The organism is Azospirillum oryzae, assembly GCF_008364795.1.
GTDB classification, from domain to species: Bacteria; Pseudomonadota; Alphaproteobacteria; order Azospirillales; family Azospirillaceae; genus Azospirillum; species Azospirillum oryzae.
Window position 1 is genome coordinate 121056 of the sequence record NZ_VTTM01000008.1, and the last position, 25111, is coordinate 146166.

A 25111-nucleotide genomic window follows, 5' to 3' on the forward strand; every position below is an offset into this window, starting at 1 on the left:
AGCCTGCATGTCCATCGCCGTCGTTCTGCCGCCCGACCATCGCTTCAACCTACGCTGGCTTGTCCAGCCTTTGGAAGCCGTACGGACATGGCTGGGTGAGCGTTTCGAGAGCGTGAACTTCTTATGCGCTGCGGAGCTGATGGACGCTTATCGACCTGCGTTGGGCACGGGCGCGGCGGTAAGCCAACTGACCCGTGAAAGCCCCGCGGCTTTCACCGAAGTGTTCTTCATCATCCTCGATCCGGGATATCCGGTGGGACACTATCGCACCGCTCCCGAAGCCGCCATCCATACGGTCGACCGCACGGGAGCCATTCGCCCGCACGGCCGTGTCCTGACGGAGGATGAGGATCCGGGGATGAACGCGCACGTCTTCACCAGGTTGGGGCCGCGCGACAGCCAACATGCCTGGGCGTTCAATCATTTTCCCTGGGGATATCTATACCGCGATCCATCGTGGGGAGCGGTCGATGGTTTCGGACACCGGATCACCGCGGACCTGCGCGCCCTCGAAAAACGCGAGCGTACCCATAAGGTGGTCGCCTGTTACGGGGGCTCCGCCGCCTGGGGATGGGAGTGCCTGCCGCATCAGGTCTGGACGGCACTTCTGGAAGAGCGGCTGAACGCGCGCAGCCGGAGCGTCGGATCGCCGCTGCGCTTCACGGTGCTGAATTTCGCCGGGCCGGGCCATGTCGTTCTGCATCAGATATTCACGCACATCCTGCACGCCCATCGCCTGAATCCGGACGTGGTGATCACCTTCGATGGCATCAACGATCTGTTCGACGGGCAATTGTGCGACCCCTCCCTCGTCGGCCCACATGACATCGTCTATCAGGAGGCCCAGGAGCTCTGGGCGCAGATCCTCCACCAATCCCATGACCGCGCCCGGGTTTTTCCGCCGGAAACAGATGGTCCATGGCGGGCGGTAAACCAACCGATGACGGTGCTGCGCGCCTATGTCGCTCGCGCCCGTCAGTTCCGGCGGATGGCCGAAGGCATGGGTGCGCACTTCATCTGGGGTGTCCAGCCCGTCGTCTCCAGCAAGGCCGCGTTGTCGCCGGAGTTCGAAAAGGACTATCTCGATCGCCATGCCGACCATCGCCTGGAAAGCATCCATGACAATTGCCGCCGCATGCTCGATATTTTGTCGCGCGAAGCCACGGCATCGGATCGTGAGGCGATGGTCGATCACCACGCCCTGTTCCGTCGTTTCGGGGCCGAGGACTGGCTGTTCTGGGACTCCTGCCACCTGACCCCTGAAGGCAATGTCCGTGTTGCCGATTTCTTCGCCGAACACATGGCGACCCGCATCCTTCCAATACTGGAAGCGGACGGCTTTGGGAGAGGAACCGATGACCAGCGCTGATCATTCCACCCGGGAGCGTGCCCGCCTGCGCCGTTTGATCCGGCAGGCATGGTCGGAGCGCCTGTGGCTGACCTTCCTGTTCCTGGTCGCGGTGTATCCCTTTCTATGGCGCCTGGCTGTCCGGATGCGGCTCCAGGGAGGAGCGGGCAAGCCGGCGTCTCCCTTCGTCTATACGTTGCGCTAGAACAATCGCATGAACTGCGCAGGGTCCGCCGTCCGATCGTCGCGCCGGATCGGGTGTGATGCTTGACCCTTCACTTGATCATCATGCACTTTGCGTCGTTGACAACCGCGGCGCAGGGGCTGGGAAAAGACAAATGGCGGTCGATCGGTCAAACAATGTTGCCTCTGCCCATGCCGCCTCTGCATCGACGGTGCCTGCGATGATTGACGTCGACGCGTGGCGGCGGCGAATCAGGGAAGACACCTTCTCCCATTATCATCTGGCGATGGGCGTGGCATTGCGGAGGAATGGGGATGGCGCTGCGGCCATCGAACGGTTCCAGGCAGCCATTGCGATAATCCCCGGCCATGCGTTGGCTTACTGGAACTGGGTCGGGATCCTGCACGACGCCGGTCGGGCCGCCGAAGCCGAGGCGGTTCATCGGGAAGCGATCGCCGCCAACCCGCATTATCAGGTCGAGGCCTTGCACCTCGAAGGCAAGAGGCTGGTCGAAGACAGGGACTATCTGGCTGCCGCCGAACGGTTCCGCGAAGCGATCCAAAATGGATGGAACGTGGAGACGGTCAGGCGCGATCTGAGCGATGCGCTGCGGTGGCAAGGGGTGATGGTCGCCGGGAAAGGATCCGACGAGAAGGCTCTGCCGTTCCTTGAAGAGGCCAGCCAACTGAACGCGACGGACGAGACGCTGGTCACCCTGAGCGACGCGCTCCTCCGTCTCGGACGAAGCGCCCAGGCGGTCGGGGCATTGCGGCAGGCATTGGCGGGCAACCCGTTGCTTGCAAAGTCCCACTATGCGTTGGGGCAGCACCTCAACCTGCAGGCCAATTCCACCGCGGCCGTGTCGATGGCAAAGCTGTCGATGGCAAACGCCATCGCGGTCGATCCGCCCTTTTCCGCTCCCTACGACATGCTTTCGCAATTCTCATTGCGCGACGGCCAATTGCGGGGTGCGGTGAACCATGCACGTCATGGTGTCTGCCTCAACGCTTCCAGCCCGATGGCGCATTTTCACCTGGGGGTGGCATTGATCGCTTCCGGCCGCTACGAAGACGCGGAAGCAGTCAATGCCAAACTGCGGTCCATGGTACCGCAGGAGCGCTACCCGGTCGAACAGCACATCATGATCATGATCGGCATGGAGCATCATCAGTCGGCGCTGACCGCCCTGGCGCCTCTGCTGGCGGCCACTCCCAACGATCCGATGACATTGGGGTGCAAGGGACACTCGCTGTTCCGCATCGGTCATCGGGAAGAGGCGGAAGCCGTGCTGCGATCCGCGGTGGCCTCAACCCCCGACTCTGCATGGGCCAGGCTGTGCCTGGGATGGATGCTGCGCCGGACCGGCCGCGGCGAAGAAGCCGCCATGCATTTCCGGCACGCCGTCCAGTTGCGTGGATGCTGGGTGTTGTATGAAGCACGATTGTGCCCCTGGACGGCGGAGGACGCACTTGCGGCCTATCGGGAATTGGGGGTCACCTGACGCCGCGTGCCCTTGGCTGGAATTGACCAATCATTGACGAATGCCGCCCATAATGCAGGCTCCAAACATACGGAAAGCGTTTTACCAATGACCGAAATGAGCTTGCCGAAAGACACGCAGCCGGTCGATGGAAAAGGGGAAAAGCATCTGCTTCATCCCAACCTGGAAGACTTCCAGGACCCTCGTAAAATTTTTCATCACGCGGATCGCGTTTTCGAGCTGTGGCGGGATGGCGATACCCGGCCTGTTCACATGACCATCGGCCTGACCAATTACTGCAACCATAAATGCCCATGGTGCTACATCAATTGGAATCAGGCGGGACGTGCCAGCGAACGTTCCGGGGGGGAGCAGGCGGATGCCGGGCGGCGGGCCATCAACGCCGACTGGCGGTTGATCGAAGCGGTCGGAGAGGCGGCGGCCATCGGCCTGAAGGCCGTCACCATCGTCGGAGACGGTGAACCGACGCTGCACAAGCGCTTCGTCGAGTTCCTGACGGCTCTGAAGGGCTTCGGACTCGATATCGGCATCTTCACGAATTTCAGTGCCGACCGCCCGGACGTGATCGAAGCGATGGCAAAGCACTGCTTCTTTGTCCGTGGCTCGATCGACGCCGATTGTCCGGAGCACCATCGCCTGACCCACGGCGCCGATGATTTCGAGCGCGTGATCGCCAACTTGCGCCATCTGATCGCTTTGCGTGGAACGGCGACCTACCCGATCATCGGCGTCCAGTTCGTCACCAATCACTGGAACTATCGCGACCTGCCCCGTGCCGCGGCATTCTTCCGTGATCTGGGCGTCGATTATATGACGATCAAGCCGGCGTATAAGAACGCTCTCAACCCGGCACACCCGGAGAATGAACTGGATCCCAGAGCTGCCTTTCCCTTCATGAAGGAAGCACAGGCGTGCTCTACCGAAAAATTCAAGGTATATGCAAAATATTCTCAGTTCATCGAAGTCCTCGACTACGAGACGAACGACGGACGCTTTTACAAGAAGTGCATGGCAACCCCACTTTCCCCGTACCTCGATGAGGACGGGAATGTCGAGATGTGCGGAAACTTGAAGGGCCGCAATTTCACGATGGGAAATATATATGAAAATTCTTTTCAGGAAATCTGGGCATCGGAAAGACGCAAGGATTGCCTGAAGCGGATCGATCTTCACGCCTGTCCTTCAGGCTGCAAGCTTGACCCTTTAAATAAAACCCTATGGACGGCATTTCACCCTCAAGAGGAAAAGACTCATCCAAACTTTGTTTAATTCAAGGTATCTCCGCCAGACTTACCTAATCCATGAGTTATTGCTGGCCATAAGTCACTGCTGGTGAGCGGCAAGGTGGGCTGGAATGGTACGAGAAGTACGGTTTCTTGATCCTGTCCTGTACAGGATCAATTCCCCCCTGCTTCAAAAATAATGCTCCGGCTTTAATCGTTAAAGGGTAGATCCATGCCACGTCTTGTCACCTCCTGCCCAGTCTGCTTGCAAAGCAATCACCGAATCATATCCTCCTTGTTCCGTGACCAGGATTTTCCTGAGCGTTTCATGTTTGTGCCGAATCGCAATCTTGTTGCCTGTCAAAACTGCGGAAACATCATGCGGTTTCCTGTGGAGATTTTTGACCAGAGCGAGATCAACCGCTTCGGCGGTGAATATTACGACCGGGTCGCCGCAATGGCGGACTGGTCCGAGACGGTAAAGATCCACATCGATTATCAGGTTCATCATTACCAGAGACTGCACGAGGTGCTGCATCGCATCGCCACTCCGACAAGCCATCCGCAATGGCTGGACGTCGGGTCGGCGGGATGTCCGACGGCTTACGATGACTTTCAGTTCCATACCGTCGAACCGGATGCCAGGGTTGTCGCCGTCGGTCAGCAGCGGTTCCGGGCCGACCGCATCCATTGCGGCATCATTGAGACCTTTTCGGCGGCGCCTCGTCTAGATGGGATTGTGTTCCACGACAGTTTTTACTGCATTCCGGACCCCAACTCGGCATTGGCGCGTGCACGCGAACTGTTGCGGGAAGATGGGCTGCTGGTGATCCGCATCGGCAGTCACTTCATGGAATGCCATGATTACGCCAACGATGAGCATCACCATCGGATCGAAGACATCTTTCGCGGCGACGTGATGTGGAATTACTTCAATCCACTCAGCTTGCGCCACATCTGTGCCCGCCATGGTTTTGCCCTGGAACAGGATCTGTTAATTTCCGACGTTTATTCAGATAGTAGAAGCTGGCGGTATTTCATCTTCAAGCGTCAGGAAACGGCCGAATCGCCGGTTTCCTTCGAAAGCATGCGAGCGCTCCAAGAGGAACGCCTGCAGATGTTGCTCGATAGTTTCGATGGGATCACCCAAGCGACGCTCGACATGATCGACCGTCCGGACGTGGCCGTAATCGGGGCTCGCGACCTGATCCGCGATCTTTGGCGCGGCCGGCCGCCCAAGGCCATGAGCCGGCACATCGACCTCAAGCACTATCCAATGGAACCTGCCTTCTCCCTGGATGGCCTGAGCTATTGCCCGATGCCGGCGTTGGCCGATGCCTTGCGACGGGGAGAGGTGCAGCATGTGGTGATTGCTTCCTTCCGTGACGTTCCAACCGCCATCGGGTTGGTCGCCCACCATGCGCCGCTGAACGGCGCGCGACTTTACATCCCGACCCGCCGTTCCGGCATCGAACGACTAATGGGCGAGTTCGACGGTGTCTGGCGTCCGATCAAAGCCTTTGCGCTGATAGAGATCGAGATCGCCCCCGAGGCACCAAGCGGATACCGCCTGGTCGACGAGGGAGCGACGGTCCGCGAATTGAAAGCACGCGAAAACGGATAGGATGCCTGATACCGGGTTCGGAAGGCTCCAGCTTTCCGAACCCGGTTATCACCCGCGACTGCGGGCGCGCGCCGGATCAGCCCGCAGCGCTTACGGTGTTCCGACGATAGCGGAACTGGGTGGGGATCGTGTTGGATGTCGATGCGCCGCGCCGCCGTGCGACGAAGACGACGTCATGGCTGTTTCCGGGCGCCCCCAGCTTGGCATATAGCGGATCGGGTTGATGGTCGTAACTGTTGAAGCTCCAATGCCGATGACGATGCTGACCATTGGTGAAGTCATGTTCGACGATGGAGCACTCCAGTATTTCGAAGACATTCGCCTCATAGTAGTCAAAGAAAAAAGTCGGCGAAAATTGATAGAATCCATGCTCCGGAACGTTGTTCATCGGAGATGAATGAATGATAACTCCGTCGTTTTTAAGATAGTGGAAAGCATTTTCAAGGAAGTTCGGGACATGGAAAATATGCTCCATTGTCCCGTTGTTATATAGGACATCAAAATAACCGATATGGGATGCCGGTGGAGTGACGTTGAGATCTTGCTCTATCTCAGCTTCCTCGGATCTATCGAAATCAATTGCAAGGCATTCGGAGAAGCCCAGCAGGCCAGTCAGGCGCTTGTCGTTGATGATCCGGTCATCGGCATAGCCGGCGGTGGCGATGTTCGGGAACGAACCATGCTTCGATAGCAGGGTTTTTACTTGACCGAAGGTGACTTGGCTTGGCCACAGCCGCCCAAGAAAACCGATTCTTCCCTTCAGCAGATGATCTTTTGTCAACCTGGCAAGCAAGTCACAAGCGTAAGGTCCAAGAGGCATCTGGTTTCTTTCGAATCTCTATCCGGAAGGGGTTTCGGAAATCAGGCGTCAGTTCTTGCGGACCATGCCGGCAAAGAAGACATCGGCTTTGGAATAGTCGTTGGCATCTTCGCGAATGATCGACTTATGGCGGCAATGGGTGCATCCCCGGCATTCCGGATTCATCCGTGCGGGGTCGTTGACACCGGCGCGAAAGGCCTCCAATGCGGAACCGTTCCAGATTTCCTCAAGAGAGGACTCGGCGAGATTGCCGACCGGCTTGTACGACACGGGACACGGATAGACTGCACCATCCGGCTGGACCGACAGACGGCGCCACGGCAGGAAGCAGGGCCGATGTCCAAGCTCGCGCGTGGCCGCCTGGTTTTCCTCCATCCCGCCGCTCTGCAGGGCCATCCGTACGCCCTGTTCACGGGCATAGCGCAAGGCTTCCTGGGTCAGGCGGACGAAGCGTTCCCGGTCCTTCAACGGCATCCGCTCGACCATCTCCTCGCCATAGGCGATGAGCGCCGTCACCTGCACACCCTCTTCCGCCTGATGCTCCTTGGCGAAGTCGACGGCGCGGGGAAGATCCTCCAGAGTGTCCAGCATGCCGACCGTGGAAATGCGCAACATGGGATAGTGGACGCCACGTTTGCGCTTCAACTCGTTGATAGCACGCAGATTGGCCACTACCTTGTCCAAGCGGTCGGCCCCCATATGGCGCGCATAATCTTCGCGGTTGAAGCCGGTGACGGAAACGGTCAGCCACCGCAACCTGCCGACGATCGCCTCGATGGACTCCTCGGTGAAGAGAATGGCATTGGTTGAAAAATAGGTCTCGATGCCATATTCAGATATTCTATTAAATATCTTGACGAAATCCCTACACGTAAGGGGTTCGTACTTGCTGAACAAAGTAACTGACTTCAATTGCTTCAATATAGGGTCGATCTTCTCCATAAAATATTCAAAGGAGATTTGAGAACTGTTCGGGACATTGAAATAGCTGAGATGACAGAATGAGCAGCGAAGATTGCACTTGCTGCTCAGGTCGATGTCCATATGCAACGGGAGGGTCGAGGGCTTTATCGCGCCCAAGAGGTCTCCGGACATTTCTTCATCGGTCATTGTTCGTATCCGTTGGATATCGACGGGGCGAAGCCGTCACCAGCCGAAGGAATCATCCTGCCATTCAGCGTCGAGGAATGTATGGTCATGCGTGAGCCGTCACCGTCGACCCGGCGTTGACATCCACTTCCAGGTAAGAAGGACCGCGATACAGCTTGTTGACGTGCGTGCGCAGCAGGAAGCGGCCCAGCCCGTTGGTGCTGGTGCCATATTGGCGAATATAGGCTTCGATGAGTTGACGCTGCTCGTCGGTATGACGGATGCGGAGTTGGTGACGCCGCCCGGTATAGTCCGCCGGATCGGCCTCGAAACGCTTCCCCATCAAGGCCACAAAGTCGAAATCGAAGGTCTCGACAATGTCGAGAGCGCTTTCCAGAAGGGAATCCTTACGCAGCAGACTGAAACGCTTGAGCTGGGTAAGGTAATTCTCGGCCAGATCGTTCAGGGCGCCGGCATCCTGCAACAGCTGGCGCCCGGTAGCAAAGGCGATATGATGCAGATCCTCCTGATGCTGGAAGAACGCGATGGCTTTGTATTTGTAGAGTTCGCTGCTGCCCAATTCCCCGGAAATGTAGCGGGTGATGATCTCGGGCTGGGCGACAAATTGCTCCAGTTCCTCCTGTATCATCCAGAGCTTCTCATCGTTCTCGCGCATGTATCCATCATAGATCGCCGCCAGACCGCTGTCGGGCGCAAAAGCGGCGGCATGCGTCTGCACCAGGAACCGCGATGTCGGCACGCCATGCAGATTGAGGAAGTTGCACAGTTCCCTGAAGACGCCACCATTGTGGAAGAGTTCAACGGAAAGGTCGAGCGCCCGGCAGACAAGATAGTCTTCATAGGACAGGCTATTCTGTGAAACGCAGATCTCCTCCATCTCGACGACGCCCACTTGGTCGCCAAGCATGTCATAAAACCCGAAACAACGTGGCAACACCCGGAAGCGGCCGACCAAGCCGAAGCGTTCGCGATAGGCGGCATCGGAAATCTCCGATCCCGGCAACATCATCGCCTGGTACATCATCACGTCATTGATGTTGGCATCGACCATGCTGGCGACGCTGCGGAAATGCGCGTCCCGGCTATCTCCTGGCAAGCCGAGGATGATCTCACAATAGCTGTTGGCGCCGGTTTCCTCGGCACTCTTGCCGACGGCTACGATCTGATCCAGGGAGATGTTCTTTCTCTTCACGTTCTCCAGAATCTTTTCATCGGCAGTCTGAATGGACACGGTCAGAACCATGGCGCCATCCAGAATGCGGGCGGCCTCCAAAACCCGTTCCTTCTGGTTCTTGCCGGAAGAGTTGGCGACATACTTCGGCCATTTCCTCTCCCGCCGAAGGTCAGCCAGAATTCGGCAGATATCCAGATCTTCCCGATACATGCCAAAGTTGGAATCGCTGAACAGAAGGTCAGGAGTCTTCGCCCGGTCAGCGATGTAATGCAGCTCTTCATGAAGCCTTTCAAAGCTGTGCCTGCGCACTTTGTTGAAATAGGTGCGACCTATCTCACAGAAAGTGCATTGGAACGGACAGCCGCGAGCCATCTCGATCATTGGAATGAGGACAGGATCGAAAAACTTCTCGAGAAGACCTAAAAGATAAGGAGAAGGGATTTCGTCAAGGTCGCCGACCCGCTCGAGCACCTCTCCGCGGACCATGGTGTCGCCTGAGATATAATGGACGCCGCCGATAAGTTCCCGCGCCTTCTTCATCGCGGTGACATTGAGGTCGACAGCGATCAACCGCTCCAGCAACAGCGAGAACGCCCTTTCCCCCTCCAGCCAGACATAAAAATCCACGGCGGGGTGGGCTTCCAACCAACGGCGCTGCTCGGCTTCCTCGCCAGGATAGGTTGGTCCGCCAAAGACGATTACAACTTTTGGGTTCTTCTGCTTGATGCGCTCCGCATAGGCATAGGCCAAGCGTGTGTTCCAGAGATAGTTGGAGAAGCACGCAATCTGGGGCACTCCCCTGTTCAAATACCCGGAGAAATCATCTGGGTATTTGAAGATTTCGACATCGATTTCATCGCCAAATTTTTGTTTAGCGTAGGCTGCGACCAAGGAGATGCCGTAAGGAAAAGTGTTGGCTGCAATCACCTGTCCTGTATGAGTCAGATCGGCAAAACTTATCTTGATCGACATATCTGACCAATCCTGCTTATCGTCCTGGCTATGCACAATGGCATGGCGCACAGCTACAGCAAACACCTGATTCCATAGGGCGGCAAGGGCACCCCTTACCATCAGGCTTCGGCGGGAAAGGGATGCGGATGACCGCGGGCTTCGCCGCCACGCCTTGCAATCGCCCGCTCATAGAGCGCGATCAGCCGATGAATTTGCGTGTCCATCCCGAATTCACGATTGAGGCGTCGAATGTTGGCGACGGCGCCGTCATAGTCGAAGCTTTTCAGGCGCTCTGCGAGAGTGGGGATTTCCGATGATGCAATGGAAAGGCCAACCCCCCATTCATTGACCAGACGTGCCATTTCATCGTACTCGGCGTTGACGATGACCGGCAGGCCGGCCTCCAGATAGGTGAAGAACTTGGTGCCGAATCCGCCACGCATCTGCCCGGGGTTCAGGCGCAGGATGGAAAAGTCGATGTCACACAGGATCAGGCCGAAATCATAACCTGCGATGACGCGCGGCAAACGGTCGGGCAGCACGCCGTCGTGGAGACGATAGCAGGCATATTCCCTCTCCAACTCGACGAAGGTCTGATAAGTCGGGTCGCCCTCGGCAATCGGGCGGTAGGGGGTGTGCCGGACCTCCAAGGCGAATCCCTGTTCCAGCAGCATTCTGAAAGTCTGGGGCTGGCTGGCTTCGGGATAAATCGTTCGCGGATGGTCCGCCGTCTGGGGCACCAGCCCCCCCGCATAGACCAGCCGGGTCACTCCGTCGCGTTTGGACGGCTTGTCGCTGCGGTAGCAAACATATTCCGGGCAGACATAGCTATGCATTTCGATATTGGGCGGCAAGTCGCCTTGCCGCCCGCCCCATACCTCCACTTCGCGCGGGGGGAACCGGTGCACGAGGCCATCGGCTTCGTCCAGGATCAGCGACTCCATGGCCAAGTCGAGATCGATGCATGCCTCTCCCCACAACTCGGCGAGAACTTCGCGGCTGCCGTAGATCGAAGTCACGTCATAGAATTCGCAAACGACCGGCGTCTGCCCTCGATTGCGCAGGACTAAGCCACCCAGAACATAGCTCAGCATCCAGCACTGGACGTGGAATAGGGTCGGCCGCAACTGGCGCACGAGCCCGCGCATGATGCGGCCGCTGTTGCAGCCGTCGGCTACCCCGTCGAAGGCCTCCTCGAAGAACGCCTTGATCGCCGGCGGCAGGTGGGCGGCGCAGATCAGATAGGTGCGGAAGCCGTTCCGCCGGAGATACAACGACTCCCGCGAGATTACGAAATAGGGCGTGGTCGCCATGAAGACGACAGTGCGTGCGCCATCTGCGTGATTGTTCGCCGCATCGATGAACTCGCCGAAATCCCGCCGTGGCGAACGGGAATCCATTCGGAAAAAGCTTGCCAGCAGTCCTCGCTCGTCGGCGATCCTGCGGAAGCTTTCCAATTCGCGCGATACGGCGTCCGCATCCCAAGGGCCGGCGACCAGATCCTCGACCCGCCGACGCAGCGCCTGCGCATCGGCGGGAGAAAGGAGCTGGGCAAGGTCATCGGCGACCGTTACCAGTGCCTGCGCATTCACGCAAACGTCCCCCCCGGCCGGACCAGCCTCCGGTTCCATCACTGGCCCAACCTCCGGACGTGGCAATCCGAAGGTCTTCCGGTAGGCCTCATCGACCTCGACCGTCCAGGCCCCCGGGCGATCGGCCCACAATCCCGTCATGCAAGACCCTCTCGATAGGTTGGGAAAAAGCCCGTTCCGCCCTCCGGAATCGGGGGAGACGCGGTTCTGCGGGCCTCCGTGGCGCGCCGGTAGGCCTCCTGGTCGTGCACATGGTGGACGATGTGGTAAGGGCAGGTTCCTTTGGAAAAACCCTGTTTGAAAAACACCAGCGAAGCCCGGCCGCCGCCCAGATGCAGGTGCCGGTATCCCCCCTGGTGTGCCCAGGACGCCACTTCGTGAATCATGAAATGGTTGGGGTGCTTGCCCAGGAACCGCAGATCCGATGCGCTCAGGAAATAATCGAGCACGTTGCCATGGCGGAGGAAAATCGACGCCGCGGCGATGTCATTACCATCGCGCACGACAAACAGCAGAATGTCGTCCCGCAAGCTTTCGAAGAGCTTCAGGAAATAGGAACGCGGCAGATTAAGATAGCCGGTCTGGTTATGCCGCTCCATCGTTCGGCGGTAGAGTTCCGCGAAAGCATCGACCAGTGTGTGCTCACGGTCCAGTTCCAGGCGCAGCCCGGTAGCCGAGGCCTTGCGAATGCACTGGGTGTAGCTTTCCCGGTAACCCCGCACCCGTTCCGCCTCGTCGAGGCGGAGATCCATCAGAACATTGTTCTGGTGCAGATACAGCCGGTCGAAGCATCCCTCTCCATGCCGGTGGTTCTGCAACATGGGGTGGAAGCGGATGAATTCGGACACCACGCCGGTTTCGCGGCAATGGCTGGAAAAAGCTGCCCGGAAATCCCGGATCAGGCCGGGCGCACGCTCATCCCCGGCATTATGGACATAGCCACCGTAGCAGTAGGGCGTCACCAGATCATACCGGCCGGCCCAGGACTCCCCAAGAAAGGGCAACTCGGCCAGAGGCCGCCGGATGTAGGGGTAGAGCACGATCAGGTCATCCGCCTGATACTGGAAACACTCGGCCAGACCGTCCCCCTTTTCCTGGTAAACGCGGCTGAACCGGGGGTAATGCGTCAAATCCTTGTTGGGTATCCGTTCAAGGCTGGCCGACCACGCGGCAATATCGTCCAGCGTATGGATGCTCACCCGCTCCATCGCCTTCCCCTAGCGCTTCGACAACAGATGGCTGCCGAGCATGAGCGCATCCATCCCCGACGTCGCATAGGTTCGGATGGCATCGGCCGGCGATTCGACGATCGGTTCCCCATTCAGGTTGAACGAGGTGTTGACCAGAACCGGAACGCCGGTCAGCGTGCCGAAAGCCGTAATCAGGTCATGGAAAAGGGGATGGTCATCCCGTTCGACCGTCTGCACGCGCCCGCTTCCATCGGCATGGACGACGGCCGGGATGTCCCGCCGCCGCTCGGCCCGGACCGGCAACACCTTTTCCATGAAGGGAACACGGGTTCCGGCCGGCGCCTCGAAGAACCGCCCGACATCCTCCGCCCGCACCGCCGGCGCGAACGGACGAAATCCTTCGCGGAACTTCACGGCGGAATTGAGCCTGTCCTTCATGTCCGGATCCAGCGGAGAGCCCAGGATCGACCGACCGCCCAGCGCGCGCTGCCCGAACTCCATGCGGCCCTGGAACCAGCCGACGATCTTCCCGGCGGCCAGCAACTCCGCGGCGGCGCCGGCAGGGGCGTCGACCCGGGTCGACACCAGCCCGCAGCGCCCAATGGCTTCGGTGATCGCCTTATCGTCGTAGGAACTTCCAAGAAACGGCGTGATCACTTGGTCGCGAACAGGATCGCCTGCCCGTTGGGCGACCCACAACGCCGCCCCGATGCTGTTCCCGCTATCGTCCGGTGAGAAGGGCACGAAGACATCGTCGAACGGGCCGTCCAGCGACAAGCGTCCATTGAACAGGGAATTCATGGCGACGCCGCCGGAGAGGCAAAGCCGGGGACAGTTGGTCTCCTTGCGCAACCAGTCCAACGCCCAGCGCAGAACCTCCTCCAACCGGGCCTGGGCAGCGGCAGCGATGTCGAAATGACGCTGTTCCATCGCCTCGTCGCCACGCCGAGGCTGGCCCAGAAGACGGTGTGCGGCCGGCGTCAGATATCCGGCCGTGTCGAAGTTGAAGTGATCGAAGAAGTCCAAATCGAGGTGGAAACCTCCATCCGGAGCCAACCGGATCATGCGCTCCATCGCCGCGCGGTAAGGCTCCGGGTCGCCATAGGCCGCCGCCCCCATCACCTTCCATTCGTCAAGATCCGGCCGGAACCCGAGGAACTCCGTGATCGCCGAATAGAAGCTGCCCACCGAATGAGGGAACTCGATCCTCTTGAGGATGCGGATGTCGCTGCCACGCCCCACGGCCCATATGGTCGTATCCCGCTCCCCATAGCCATCGCACGAGAACAGCGCCGACTCATCGAATCCCGAAAGGCAATAGGCGCCCGTCATGTGGGCCAGATGATGGGAGACGTATGTCAGTTGGATCGGCTTCCCGCCCTCACGATGAAAGATCTGGTCGGTGGCCACATGGGGCGCCCCGCCCAACCGCGGCAGCAGGTGATTGGGGTTGGCGGAAAACCGCTCCCCCGGATAAGCAGGCCATTCGGAAAAGCCGGCGCGATAGCGCCCCGCTACATTGATTGCCGGATTCCAGCCGATGGCGAACACGTCGACGTCAGCCAACGTCAAACCTTGCCAGCCCAACGCCCGACCGATCGCCAGATGAGGAAAATACTTGGAATGCTTGCGTCGATCTAGGCGCTCCTCGGCACACCCGAAGACGAGCTTTCCATCGACCACAAGCGCGGCCGAACTCAATATCCCGGTGTTGTGAATGCCGATGACGATCAACGCTTTCTCCTCGTGCCGTCCCAGTCCAGGCACCGTGCCGGGGAGGGGACGTGGCGAAACGTTATCCGACCTTCGCGCGCAAGTGTTCAAGGATTCTTAATTTACGCGGCCATTCCCCCACGCCTCCGGCCCGAAGGGGCCACGCAACCGGAACGGAAGCGTGGAATTAGGAATTGCTTAGCCTTTCGCCGCCACGATCCCACTGTTGCGGACGCTTACCGGCGTGTCGCAATCAACTCAAGATGGAGCTTTACACCTTGTCTTTCCCGGATGATTTCTGGAGCGTGGTCAGGCCGTTGCTCGGCCCTGACCGGGCACGCCAGACACTGGAACTGGCCGATGAGGTGGAAGAGTATTTTGGCGGTCCGCGCGACACAGGCATCGCCCGGCAATTCATCCGGACCCACCTGCCACCCGGCCGCATCTACGTCTACGGCGCCGGGCTGCACTCGGAAAACATCATCGATATCCTGCATCGCCGCGACGACTTGGAGATTCTGGGCTTCCTGGATCGCGATGCCGAACGGCTGAAGAGGTTCCACGGCTATGAGGTTCTCCCGCCTGAACAGATCGTGGAGCGGGATTTCGACTATGTCCTGGTTTCCTATCAGCGGATCGAAGCCACGATGGTGGACCGGCTGCGGCAACTGGGCGTGCCGGCGGCCAAAATCCGTACGATCTATTCCGACTCCGACTTCATCGCCACGGCCGTGGCCGAACAGTTCTCCAGGATCGAAAGGCGTCTCGACGGCCGCCGGTTCGATCACGTCATCGTCCGTTCAGGCATTCACGAGGTCGTTCCGGACTCGGTCCTGGTCGAGTTGTTTCCTCCCGAAACCACACTGGCCATTCACATCGGCCCGGCCAAGTCGACGGTTGCCGCCAGCCCTTTCTGGACCATCGACGCCCAGGGGTGCGCGGCTTTGGCCGCCCGCATCGTAAAAGCGTTGCAACCCAAGACCATTTATCTGAGCACCGCCCAGGAGTTCGAACTTTTCTATTTTCCGATTCGTCGCGCGGCTCCGAACGCACGGCTGATCCACGAGATTTATGACTTCTTCCCGCTGATCCCGGAGGACTGGATCAAACTGGGAATCAACGCCGGCGACAGGTTGATCGATTTGATGCGGCTGGCCAATTACTTTAGCTGTCAGGACTCCCAGATGATCGTTTCCAAGCGCGCCGGACGCGAATGGAACAAAGCCTGTGAGGGGTTCAGTGCACCCTATCTGTTCGTCTATCCGGGGATTGGTTCCAAAGGAAGCGTGGATTGGGATGAGTCGACCCGCAATAGCCCTGGAGACGGGCCGATCCACATTCTCTATGCCGGGGCTCAGGTCCCGCCTCATTTCCGTATCTACATGCGGTCGGATTACAATTTTCTTCCTTTGATGGAAGAGGTGACCGCAAAATCCGATGTCACCATCGATATTTTCAACTCAAGCCATGCCTATGAGATAAACGATCCGTCCTTCCGCGACTATATGGAGCGTTATCCCGGTCCGCCGATAACCTATCATCGGCGCATTCCATTCGACAATTTGATACGTCGGATGCAAAAATACCATTTCGGCTGGCTCTGCCTTCCTCCGCGCGAGCAGGATCTGGCCGATCAGCAGGTGGTGATCTGTAACCGCTTCAGTGCCTATGTCTATGGAGGGCTGCCGACGATCGTCGATGCCGAATGGCATTTCATCGCCGATCTGGTCGCCGAATACGGGGCCGGGCTGGTGATCGAGGATGCCGATGCAGACAAGGTGCTGCGGGCCATCAGCGATTGCGACTATCAGGCTTTGCTGCATGGTACGGCACGACTGCGCGAATATATGTGGCGGCACAACGAGGCGACCCAGGAACTGCTTTGCCAGCTTGTCGGCAAAGCAGCCGTCAGTCCTTGAAGAGAAATGACCCTATAACTGATGGGTATTATGGACTCTCCTCGCCGTGTCCTGACCATGTCCTGATTACGCTTCGCAAAGCTTGGCTGTGGTTCTGGACATGAGATGAAGCGCGTGTTAAAAAATTCCGATCATTCGAGTCGCCTTATGCAGAGATTTTGGTGTGATCGTCCAGCGGGCGACAACCGAATCATTGTACGAATGCTATATATGTCGGCGGAAGGGGTGGGACGCGAACATCGTCGCAGGTGCGATGGGCGTCAACGCTAGGAGGCTTCAAGACCATGAGGGTACTGATCGTTGCGCCGAAGTTCACGGAGTCTCCCGGAGATTTCTACCAATTCCCTCTCGGCCTCGGCTACATCTCCTCGGCCCTGAAGCGGGCGGGTCATGAAGTTCATTGCTTGAACTGCAACCAGTTCCGCGAGGATCCGGTGGTGCTGGTCGAGCAGACGGTTCGCGCCATCAACCCCGACGTCTGCGCCACTGGTGGCCTGTCGCCCTTCCTGCCCAAGGTCCGGGACATCTTCGCCGCCGCCCGCCGTGCCAGGCCCTCTATCATCAACATCGCCGGCGGCGGCTGCCTGAGCAGTGACCCCGAAGCCGGACCGATGGTAATGGACATCGACGCCGGCGTCATCGGCGAAGGCGAAGAGACCATCGTCGACCTGTGCGACGCCCTGGAAACCGGACGCGACCTGTCCAGCGTCATGGGCATCGTCTACAAGGACGCGCAGGGCGCCATTCGCCGCACCATCCCGCGCCCGGCAATCATGGATCTGGGAAGCATCGCCTGGCCGGATTACGAGGGATTCGGGTTCGGGGAGATCATCGATCTTCAACGCCCCACGGACAATTACTTCTTCCACACCATGGACCGTCCACGCTCGGTGGACATGATCACCAGCCGTTCCTGCCCTTACCGCTGCACCTTCTGCTTCCATCCCACCGGCAAGGTTTACCGGGAGCGTCCCCTCGACGATTTCTTCGCGGAACTCGACCATCTTGTTGCGCGCTACCGCATCAACATGGTGGCGGTCATCGACGAGCTGTTCTCGTTGAAACGCCAGCGGCTTCTGGAGTTCTGTGAACGGATCAAGCCTTACAAGCTGCAATGGATGGTCCAACTCCATGTGAACGTCGCGGACAATTATATCCTTGATGCGATGAAGGATGCCGGCTGCACGTACATCAGTTACGGCATCGAGAGCATGAGCCAAGATATCCTCATCAGCATGAAGAAGAAATCAAAGAAGGAACGAATTTCCCTGGTAATGGAATCCACCTATAATAAGAAGATCGGAATCCAAGGGAACCTTATTTTTGGCGACACGAACGAGACGCTGGAAACCGCCAATGAATCTCTCGACTGGTGGGCAAACAACCGGCGTTACATGGTCAACATCAACCGTCTTCAGGTTTATCCCGGAAGCCCCGATTACATCGAAGCAGTGCGTGACGGCCTGATCACCAACCGCGTTGGATACATCGAGAGCCAATTCGTCGATCTGAACATCTCGAAGATGAACGACGAGGATCTCAGTATCCTGTCGACAAAGATATGGACAGCCCAATCCTCGCTCCTCAACCTTGCCAAGGCCACCATCTTCGAGAAGGAGCCGGAACCTGATCCGGTTCGCAAGGAGTTGCATCGCATCGCCTGGGATTGCCCACGCTGCCAGCATCACAACGACTATCGGGGCGTCCTGCTCAACTCGACAGAGTTCAAGCACTCCTTGCGCCTGACCTGCCGCGGGTGCCTGAGCCGTTTCGACATCGAGAACGCGAACCGCGTCAAGTTCGAGGACCACTATGTGCTCCCCGAACTCGACGGGCTCTTCGCCCAGGCGAAATCACTCGCCGATGCCGGGGATCGGAAGGTGGCCCTGCAGCAGATCATTACGCGCGGCTCCTGGTACTGGCCGGCCCAGGTCGAACTGGGGCGCCTCTATGCCGAGGCAGGCGACCGCCCGATGGCGGTCCGCCATTACGGAGCGGCCGTTCAGGAAAACCCCTATGAACCGCAATGCCATGTGCTCTTCGCCGACTTGATGGTCCAGGAGCGGTCGATCGGCTTGGCCCTGCTGCACTACCGGCAAGCCCTTCTGCTCGCCCCTGAGAATGCTGATGCCGCGCGCAAGCTTGCCGCGCTGGAAGCCGGGGAGTGGACCGAGGAGGACTATGCCACCTATTGTACCTCCTACTCGGAAACTCCGCCGCCACGCCGTCTGGAGAACGAGGACAGCGGGTGTGGCGGCAAGCGCAAGGGAGAGGCCGAGTTCCCGGACATCGCCGCTCTGGAAGTGAAGGCTTTGCAGAAAAGGCAGGAGAACGGCGACTACACGGTTCACCGCTATCCCAGTGGCCATCTATCCCATCCCAGGGCCGCCAAGCACGACGAGGCCGCTGCCCTCGACTTCGTCTGCACCCGTCTTCCCGCCGGACGCGTCATGGTGTATGGCGCGGGAACGCATACGGCGCGGCTGATGGATGCCTTGGCACAGCGAAGGCCCGACGTGTCCGTGACCACGGTGCTCGACCGGAACGCCTCCCTCACCGGCGAGTTCCGGGGCTGCGCCCTGCGCCCGCCCAATTGGGCCGTGACTGGCGAGGCGGATTGGATCGTCGTGGCTCACCCACTCTGGGAAATGGACATGATCGAGGTTCTGCTCAGCCATGGAATGTCGACGGAGAAGCTGTTCTCCGTCTACTCCAATCCCGATTTCACCGCCTACACCAGCGAAGCCAAAGAAAGGCTTTCAGCCTGACCCGTGCGCCGTGACAAGGAGACATGACGAAGCCCAGACGGCCATGCCAGCAGTTCCCTCGGCCATGAGGGTCCTGATCGTAACCGCGGAAATCGGCGAAGGTTCAGGAGGGCCGTTTCACGAAACCCTTTCGAACATCGGGCTTCTGGCCTGCGCTCTGAAGGAGGCGGGACACCGGGTTTTCTGTCTCGACCTTGGACATGGGGCCGATGCATCGGAAATTGTGGCGCGGACCGTCCGCGCCACAATGCCCGATATCTGCACCATCGCTGCCGAACTGCCGACGCTTCTCACCCGGAGTATCTTCCGGACGGCTCGGCAGGTCAGGCCCGGCATCGTCGGGATCGCCCGGTCAGACGGAGTCATGACAGGCGTTTCCGATCCTGACGGGCCGGATATCGAAGTCGTTGGCGTGGGTGAAGACGCCTTTATCCGGCTTTGCGACGCTTTGGCCCAGAACCAGGATCCGTCGGGCGTCCCCGACATCGTCTGTAGGGACGGGAATGGCCGAGTCCGGCGCACACCGCCACGCTCGACCGTCACCCGGCTGATGTACGACGTTGTGTCGAAAGGGACATCGGAGTCCGGCGAGGACTTGAATGGCCTGGACGCCCATGTCCATCGGACCGTGACTGCCCAATGGGCGCCGCGCGACGAAGCGGCAGCCCTGGATTTTGTGCGTGACCATCTTCCGGGCGGCCGGATCATGATCTATGGAGCCGGCACCCACACGGCGCGCCTGCTCGATGTCCTCGCCGACCGGCCAGACGTCACTGTCCTGGCCGTACTCGACCGCAACGCTTCCGGCACGGGAACCTTCCGCAGCCATCCGCTGCTTCCCCCCTTGGCAGCGCGGCAGGCCGATGTGGATCATGTCGTCGTTGCCCATCCGGTCTGGGAACTGGACATGGTCGAGGCATTGTTGCGCCACGGCGTGCCGTTGGAACGATTGTTCCAGGTTTATTCCAGCCCTGCCTATCTCGCCCGGGTGCTCATCCGATCGGTCGCCACCGCGCTTGCGACGCTGGATGGCGGGATCCGGAACCTGGTCATCGGACCGGCGAAATGGAGCATCGTTTCGGATGCCGAATTGGCCGAAGCGCTTCCTCCCGACCAGACGGTCAAGCTGCATTTCGACCCGACCGACCCTTTCGTCGCCAGCCGGACCTACCGCACCATCGACCTTCGGCATTCCTATGCCCTGCTGGACGCCGTGATCCGGCATGTTCGTCCGGCAACGATCTATCTGCGGACTCATGTCGGAAGCAACTTGCTGGGCTACGTCATCCGCCGGATGGCCCCGCAAGCCCGACTGATCCATGAGCTGTACGATTTCGCCAGCCTGCTGAGCGACCAGATGCTTTTCGGCTGGATGGAACGGTCGCCGGAAGCGGTCGCCGCATGCAGAGCGACCGAACGGCACAGCATGCGCCACAGCGACCTGATCGTTTCCAAGCGCGCCGGCCCGTCCTGGCAGCCTTTTCTAGAGCGGTTTACCGCACCGTATCGCGTCTTCTATGCCGGCAAGGCGGCTCAGCCACCATCACGTCCCCCTCCTTCGCCGGGACGTCCCATCCGCATTCTCTATGCCGGCATTCTGCCGAGGCCGGAGCTTTTGGATGTCAGCCTCTGCGACTACAACTTCCTTCCCCTGCTGGAAGCGCTCGCGGCGACCGGCCGCTTCGAGATTGCGCTTTACAATTACCTTCATGAGGGGAGCGCCATGGACTATCTGTTCAGTGGCTATCTGGAGCGCTTTTCCACCCCCGCTCTGCGCTATCACCGCTGTGTCGCCTATGAGGCATTGGTCGAACTGGCCGGTCAGTTCGATTATGGCTGGCTTTACCGCGATGCCACGCAGGAAGACAATCCGGACGCCCGCATCATCGTCGGTCAGCGTTTCACCGGCTACGTCTTCGCCGGCTTGCCGCAGATCCTGGATGAGGGGTGGGAAAGTATGGCCGATCTGGTTCGGCGCCATGGCGCGGGCCTTGTCGTCTCGCATGCGGACCAACACCGGCTTGCCGACATCATAACCGCCGCCGATCACGCGGCACTGGCGGCCGGAGCCCAGCACCTGCGGGAAGCGATGATCGAGCATAACCAGGCCGTTCTGCACGATATCGCCGGACTGGCTGCACCGGCGGTCAGGGACGACGGCGACGGACGTCCCTGACCGCCGTGCATCACACCGCCAGCACCGGATAGCCCTCCGGCAAATCCACCACCTGTGGCTCCGGCATCGGCCCCAGCTCCGCCACCATCGCGCCCCAGGACCAGCCCACGCCGAAGCCGGCCATCAGCGTCTTCACCGGCCCGGCTGCCACTTGCGCGCCCATGCTGTGGCAGATCGCCAGCGGGATGGAGGCGGAGCTGGTGTTGCCGAAGCCCTGCATGTCGATGACAAACCTCTCCGCCGGCGCTTTCACGCGCTTGCGCAGATGCTCCAGCATGAAGGCGTTGGCCTGGTGCAGGACGAAGCGGTCGATGCCGTCGACGTCGGTGCCGGCATGCTCCATCGCCTCGCGCAGCAGCGGCGGCACGGCGCGGAGCGTGAAGGAGAACACCTCCGCCCCGTTCAGCGTCAGGCGGGAATCGCGCTCCAGTTGGGCGGCGGCTTCCTCGTCGGCGATCCGGCCGGCGGTGCCGACCGGCGGGATCAGGCAATGGCGCTTGCCGCCGGCCTTGACGAAGATGTGTGGCGCGCCGGCGCCGTCGGTGCCGATCACCACCGGGATGGGCGGGGCGGCAGCGTCGACCTCCAGCGCCGTCGCCGATCCGGCATCGCCGAACAGGGGCAGGGTGGCGCGGTCCTCCGGGTGCAGGTGGCGGGTCGGGTTGTCGCCGCACAGCACCAGCGCCCGTTTGGCCGAGGATCCGCCCAGCAGCTTCGCCGCGATCCACAGACCGTAGACATAGCCGGAGCAGCCCAGCGGCACGTCGAAGGCAGCGGCGCTGGTCGGCAGCCCCAGCCGGTGCTGCATGATGCAGGCGGTCGCCGGCAACACATAGTCGGCGTCCTGCGAGACGAAGACCAGAACCTCCACCGTCGCCGGATCCCAGTCCAGTTGCTGCATCAGCCCTTCCGCCGCGGCGAGGCAGAGGTCCGACGCGCAATAGGGCGGCAGCAGCACCCGGCGTTCCTGCACGCCGATGGTGGCGGCCAGCTTCTTCGCCTCCTCCACCGTGAACATGCCCGGATTTTCGACGAAGGAATGGCGCTGGGGCGGCACCACCGCGCGCAGGCCGGCGATCCGGATGCCGTCGATGATGGCTTTCATGGCTGTCCTGTCCTTCGCGTGTTCACGGCCCGGCGGGGGCCTCTTCGGAAATACGGTGGCCGGCACCATAGCGCAGAGTGGCGCCGGATTGGTTTCCAGATCCTTGATTCCGGACAATGGAGGAGGGCGTGACCGGTTTATGAGTGGCTTTCGTATGATCCTGAAGGATTATCGATGAAACCGCGGTGAGACTCGCAATACTGTTGTTCCGCGGCCACCGGACAACTCCACCCGCGTCACCACCGGGTGGATGATAGGGAGATCGATAAGATCGTAACGGTGCCGGCAGCACTGGGCCGTCGCCCTTACAGCCGTCCCGCAATAGGGGCAGACCTCGGCCAGACGCCGCTCCGTCTTGTCCGGCTCCTCGCTCAGCGGATGCGACACACCGGAGCGGGATGCCCGCGGCTTGCGCCGACACTTGGCCGCTGCCTTCGAACTGGGGCGGCCGGGACCGTCCTGCGATGGCGGGGTGTGGGAATTCGACGACGTCTTGCGCGGCTTGCCGACCAGGGCCTCAAGTTCCGTGATCCGAGCGGCCAATCGCTCGATCAACGCCGCCTGCTCCAAAAGCAGGGCGTCTTTTTCGGCATCACTCAGGCCGTAGTGCGGCGGTTTCTCCATCCAAACGTTGAATCATATTCAACGAGGTGGCGCAATCTATTTCACCAGCCCCATGAGCAGTTACGTACACCTTCGACCGGACAAGGGGAAGGAAGCAATCTTTACGACTGGAATTCTGTTATCAGTCAGTCAATACTCCAGATCCACGACATATCAGATCGTCGCGCCAGCATCGAACATGACGGGAATTCGGGTAAAGACCCTGTACATGTATATAATCATGGCCGGGGCTTGTGCACTGTACGCGGATACTTGTGCCCCGCCATCCCCCCCCTGGATACCACAAAGCAACCCATCGCGTTCAACTCAGCGACGAGCATCGCTGACAATGTGACCAATTTCGTTCTGCCGTATCCGTTGTTCGTGCCGGCTGGGCTCGGCATCCGGTTCACCCGTGCCATCAGCGGGACATCGAGCATGGGATACTATATGACCTATGATACCGGACCCGATTGGCGGGGACGGCGCGGGCACCCGCCGGGGCCTATCCGAAGGTGGCGCGCCCGATCCTCCGATCTCCAGCATATGGGAGTGATGATGTCTCGCGCGGCGGATGGCGTCGGCTTTTACGAACGCTTCTTCAAGGGCGAAACCTTCCTGTCCCCGGGACGGACCTCCGTATATTCCGGAAAAGCCTATCTCCGCGGGATGGGCATCGACGATCCCGCCCTTTTCGCCGGACGCAGGGTTCTAGAGATCGGGGCGGGGCGGGGGCGGGTGACGCTCCAGCTCGAGGAACACGGTATGCTGGCCAGTACGACGGAATATGTCGTCGTCGAGCCGACATCGGCGATCGACCGCATCGCCGAAGCCTTGCCGCCGGGGCGCGCGACATTGGTACGGAGCCCGCTCGAAGGTCTGCGGGAAAGGCTCCAGCCGGCGTCGTTCGACACCATCCTCTGCCTGGGCGTCATGCCCCATCTGGATGAATCGTTGCGGCGATCCTTCGAAGCCGTCGCCCATTTCCTACGCCCCGGAGGAGCGGTGATGGTCAACGCCTTCTTCAACGGCGACCGTCTGCGCCTATCGCAGGAACTGCGTCGGTACACCGTGGGGCATCCGGCCCGGACCTCGGCGGCCGCCCTGGGGCAGACCCTGTTGCAGAAGGCCTCCTACGGCCTGCATTTCGGAGCCCCGCGACTCTGGTACCATCGGCATTTCCCATTCAGTTTCCAGAAATCGTTCCGCGGGATTTTCGATCAGTGTCGTGAGTATTTTGGCGTCCCCAACTACGACATTTCTTTATCTTATGAGGACTACATCGAAGCGATGGCTTCCGCCGGATTGGGGCTGGCCGAACTCTACCCGACGTCGTTGTCCCTGAAGGCGGTCAAGGGGGCCGCGACCTGTCGACTGGGCGGCATCCGGCCCGGCGCGACGGTCGCGGTGGTCGGCCGCGATTGGCGCGGGCGGGCGATGGCGCGGCGGCTGGGACTGAGGGAGGCTTCCCTAAAGGCGACGCCGGAGGAGGCCGTCGGCCACGATCAGGTCGTCATCGCCTACGACTACACCCGCGGCCCTTCCTACATTGATGCGGTGTCGGTTCTGGTCGATCATGGATACCGGTTGGGGGAAACGGTCTTCATCCACCAGATGCTCGGGCCGTCCAAAGCGTGACGTCGCTCCGTCAGATGTCGGCCTCCATAGCAGCACCAGCGCGTAGCGGGCCGTCGATCCGCCCAGCGGCACGTCGAAGGCCGCAGCACCAGTCGGTAAACCCGGCCGGTGCGGCATGATGCAGGCGGTCGCGGGGAGCACGTAATCGGCATCCTGCGAAACGAAGTTGGTTTCCGGAAGATCGATTGTGGAGATGGCCCCGCCGTCACCGACCCGGCTCCTTTGCGCCAGGTTCCCTTGCAGGGAGCTCCGGGATCAGGCCGACGGTCAGTCCGAAGGGCCGGGCCAGCCGCTCCAGCGTCGTCACCGTCGGGTTGGCGGCCCCGGTCTCCAATGCGAGACCTGCCGGGTGGTGAGGCCGAAGGTCCGCCCGAACTCCGCTTGGGTCATGCCGAAGCAGCGGCGCATGGCCCATACCCCTTCGGCCCAGGGCAGATCTCCCCCTTCGGCCGCCCGGAGCAGGCTGTGG

At 60.2% G+C, this 25111-nt stretch carries 16 protein-coding genes and 1 pseudogene; 9 read left to right on the forward strand and 8 right to left on the reverse strand.

Annotated features, from left to right (window positions below):
- The first annotated feature begins 7 nt into the window (after positions 1-7).
- The 5 genes from FZ938_RS20855 (at position 8) to FZ938_RS20875 (ending at position 5880) form a co-directional block, all read left to right on the forward strand.
- A complete protein-coding gene (locus FZ938_RS20855; RefSeq protein WP_149200366.1) occupies positions 8-1369 on the forward strand; it encodes an SGNH/GDSL hydrolase family protein in 1362 nt (453 codons plus the stop codon).
- Positions 1356-1553 carry a hypothetical protein gene (locus FZ938_RS20860; protein WP_149200367.1) on the forward strand — a complete coding sequence of 66 codons (198 nt, stop codon included), beginning with the start codon at positions 1356-1358 and terminating at the stop codon, positions 1551-1553. The genes FZ938_RS20855 and FZ938_RS20860 overlap by 14 nt, the downstream gene beginning before the upstream one ends.
- A gap of 199 nt (positions 1554-1752) precedes the next feature.
- On the forward strand, positions 1753-3033 hold the full coding sequence (locus tag FZ938_RS20865; RefSeq protein WP_211101131.1) for a tetratricopeptide repeat protein: 1281 nt from the start codon (positions 1753-1755) through the stop codon (positions 3031-3033).
- An 87-nt stretch (positions 3034-3120) separates the two neighbouring features.
- Positions 3121-4302 carry a radical SAM/SPASM domain-containing protein gene (locus FZ938_RS20870; protein WP_149200369.1) on the forward strand — a complete coding sequence of 394 codons (1182 nt, stop codon included), beginning with the start codon at positions 3121-3123 and terminating at the stop codon, positions 4300-4302.
- Positions 4303-4551: 249 nt separating this feature from the next.
- Positions 4552-5880 (forward strand): class I SAM-dependent methyltransferase, encoded by a 1329-nt coding sequence (locus FZ938_RS20875; protein ID WP_174756972.1) that lies wholly within the window; start codon positions 4552-4554, stop codon positions 5878-5880.
- A gap of 76 nt (positions 5881-5956) precedes the next feature.
- Here FZ938_RS20875 and FZ938_RS20880 read toward each other — a convergent pair whose 3' ends face one another.
- The 6 genes from FZ938_RS20880 to FZ938_RS20905 all read right to left on the reverse strand — a co-directional run bounded on the left by FZ938_RS20880 (position 5957) and on the right by FZ938_RS20905 (position 14454).
- Positions 5957-6700 carry a class I SAM-dependent methyltransferase gene (locus FZ938_RS20880; protein WP_149200371.1) on the reverse strand — a complete coding sequence of 248 codons (744 nt, stop codon included), beginning with the start codon at positions 6698-6700 and terminating at the stop codon, positions 5957-5959.
- Between the two features lie 48 nt (positions 6701-6748).
- Complete coding sequence (locus tag FZ938_RS20885) at positions 6749-7810, reverse strand: radical SAM protein (RefSeq protein WP_149200372.1); 1062 nt, start codon at positions 7808-7810, stop codon at positions 6749-6751.
- An 85-nt stretch (positions 7811-7895) separates the two neighbouring features.
- The gene (locus FZ938_RS20890) at positions 7896-9956 is read right to left on the reverse strand and encodes a B12-binding domain-containing radical SAM protein (protein ID WP_174756974.1); all 2061 of its coding nucleotides are present in this window, start codon (positions 9954-9956) and stop codon (positions 7896-7898) included.
- A 101-nt stretch (positions 9957-10057) separates the two neighbouring features.
- Positions 10058-11671, reverse strand: a complete 1614-nt coding sequence (locus FZ938_RS20895) for a glycosyltransferase (protein ID WP_149200374.1) — start codon at positions 11669-11671, stop codon at positions 10058-10060.
- Positions 11668-12738 carry a GNAT family N-acetyltransferase gene (locus FZ938_RS20900; protein WP_149200375.1) on the reverse strand — a complete coding sequence of 357 codons (1071 nt, stop codon included), beginning with the start codon at positions 12736-12738 and terminating at the stop codon, positions 11668-11670. The genes FZ938_RS20895 and FZ938_RS20900 overlap by 4 nt, the downstream gene beginning before the upstream one ends.
- Positions 12739-12747: 9 nt before the next feature.
- Positions 12748-14454 carry a carbamoyltransferase family protein gene (locus tag FZ938_RS20905; protein ID WP_174756976.1) on the reverse strand — a complete coding sequence of 569 codons (1707 nt, stop codon included), beginning with the start codon at positions 14452-14454 and terminating at the stop codon, positions 12748-12750.
- Positions 14455-14696: 242 nt separating this feature from the next.
- Here FZ938_RS20905 and FZ938_RS20910 point away from each other — a divergent pair, with 242 nt between their 5' ends.
- From FZ938_RS20910 to FZ938_RS20920, 3 genes are all read left to right on the forward strand, one after another.
- On the forward strand, positions 14697-16352 hold the full coding sequence (locus FZ938_RS20910; RefSeq protein WP_149200377.1) for a PglD-related sugar-binding protein: 1656 nt from the start codon (positions 14697-14699) through the stop codon (positions 16350-16352).
- 284 nt (positions 16353-16636) lie between these two features.
- Positions 16637-19120: a B12-binding domain-containing radical SAM protein gene (locus FZ938_RS20915; protein WP_149200378.1), complete on the forward strand. Its 2484-nt coding sequence runs from the start codon at positions 16637-16639 to the stop codon at positions 19118-19120.
- Positions 19121-19184: 64 nt separating this feature from the next.
- Positions 19185-21296, forward strand: a complete 2112-nt coding sequence (locus tag FZ938_RS20920; protein ID WP_149200379.1) for a hypothetical protein — start codon at positions 19185-19187, stop codon at positions 21294-21296.
- 10 nt (positions 21297-21306) lie between these two features.
- Here the strand turns inward: FZ938_RS20920 and FZ938_RS20925 are convergent, their stop codons facing one another.
- The gene (locus tag FZ938_RS20925; protein ID WP_149200380.1) at positions 21307-22401 is read right to left on the reverse strand and encodes a 3-oxoacyl-ACP synthase III family protein; all 1095 of its coding nucleotides are present in this window, start codon (positions 22399-22401) and stop codon (positions 21307-21309) included.
- A 210-nt stretch (positions 22402-22611) separates the two neighbouring features.
- Positions 22612-23025 (reverse strand): annotated as a pseudogene (locus tag FZ938_RS20930) (IS66 family transposase); the annotation flags it as partial.
- 537 nt (positions 23026-23562) lie between these two features.
- Here FZ938_RS20930 and FZ938_RS20935 point away from each other — a divergent pair.
- The gene (locus FZ938_RS20935) at positions 23563-24642 is read left to right on the forward strand and encodes a class I SAM-dependent methyltransferase (protein ID WP_211101132.1); all 1080 of its coding nucleotides are present in this window, start codon (positions 23563-23565) and stop codon (positions 24640-24642) included.
- Positions 24643-25111: the final 469 nt, after the last annotated feature.

What these genes read in the sequence shown, in the direction of transcription:
- FZ938_RS20890 (WP_174756974.1), bottom strand. Translation starts at nt 9,956, where the DNA reads ATGTCGATCAAGATAAGTTTTGCCGATCTGACTCATACAGGACAGGTG.
- FZ938_RS20870 (WP_149200369.1), top strand. Translation starts at nt 3,121, where the DNA reads ATGACCGAAATGAGCTTGCCGAAAGACACGCAGCCGGTCGATGGAAAA.
- FZ938_RS20920 (WP_149200379.1), top strand. Translation starts at nt 19,185, where the DNA reads ATGAGGGTCCTGATCGTAACCGCGGAAATCGGCGAAGGTTCAGGAGGG.
- FZ938_RS20915 (WP_149200378.1), top strand. Translation starts at nt 16,637, where the DNA reads ATGAGGGTACTGATCGTTGCGCCGAAGTTCACGGAGTCTCCCGGAGAT.
- FZ938_RS20865 (WP_211101131.1), top strand. Translation starts at nt 1,753, where the DNA reads ATGATTGACGTCGACGCGTGGCGGCGGCGAATCAGGGAAGACACCTTC.
- FZ938_RS20880 (WP_149200371.1), bottom strand. Translation starts at nt 6,700, where the DNA reads ATGCCTCTTGGACCTTACGCTTGTGACTTGCTTGCCAGGTTGACAAAA.
- FZ938_RS20910 (WP_149200377.1), top strand. Translation starts at nt 14,697, where the DNA reads ATGGAGCTTTACACCTTGTCTTTCCCGGATGATTTCTGGAGCGTGGTC.
- FZ938_RS20935 (WP_211101132.1), top strand. Translation starts at nt 23,563, where the DNA reads ATGTCTCGCGCGGCGGATGGCGTCGGCTTTTACGAACGCTTCTTCAAG.
- FZ938_RS20855 (WP_149200366.1), top strand. Translation starts at nt 8, where the DNA reads ATGTCCATCGCCGTCGTTCTGCCGCCCGACCATCGCTTCAACCTACGC.
- FZ938_RS20900 (WP_149200375.1), bottom strand. Translation starts at nt 12,738, where the DNA reads ATGGAGCGGGTGAGCATCCATACGCTGGACGATATTGCCGCGTGGTCG.
- FZ938_RS20860 (WP_149200367.1), top strand. Translation starts at nt 1,356, where the DNA reads ATGACCAGCGCTGATCATTCCACCCGGGAGCGTGCCCGCCTGCGCCGT.
- FZ938_RS20885 (WP_149200372.1), bottom strand. Translation starts at nt 7,810, where the DNA reads ATGACCGATGAAGAAATGTCCGGAGACCTCTTGGGCGCGATAAAGCCC.
- FZ938_RS20895 (WP_149200374.1), bottom strand. Translation starts at nt 11,671, where the DNA reads ATGACGGGATTGTGGGCCGATCGCCCGGGGGCCTGGACGGTCGAGGTC.
- FZ938_RS20925 (WP_149200380.1), bottom strand. Translation starts at nt 22,401, where the DNA reads ATGAAAGCCATCATCGACGGCATCCGGATCGCCGGCCTGCGCGCGGTG.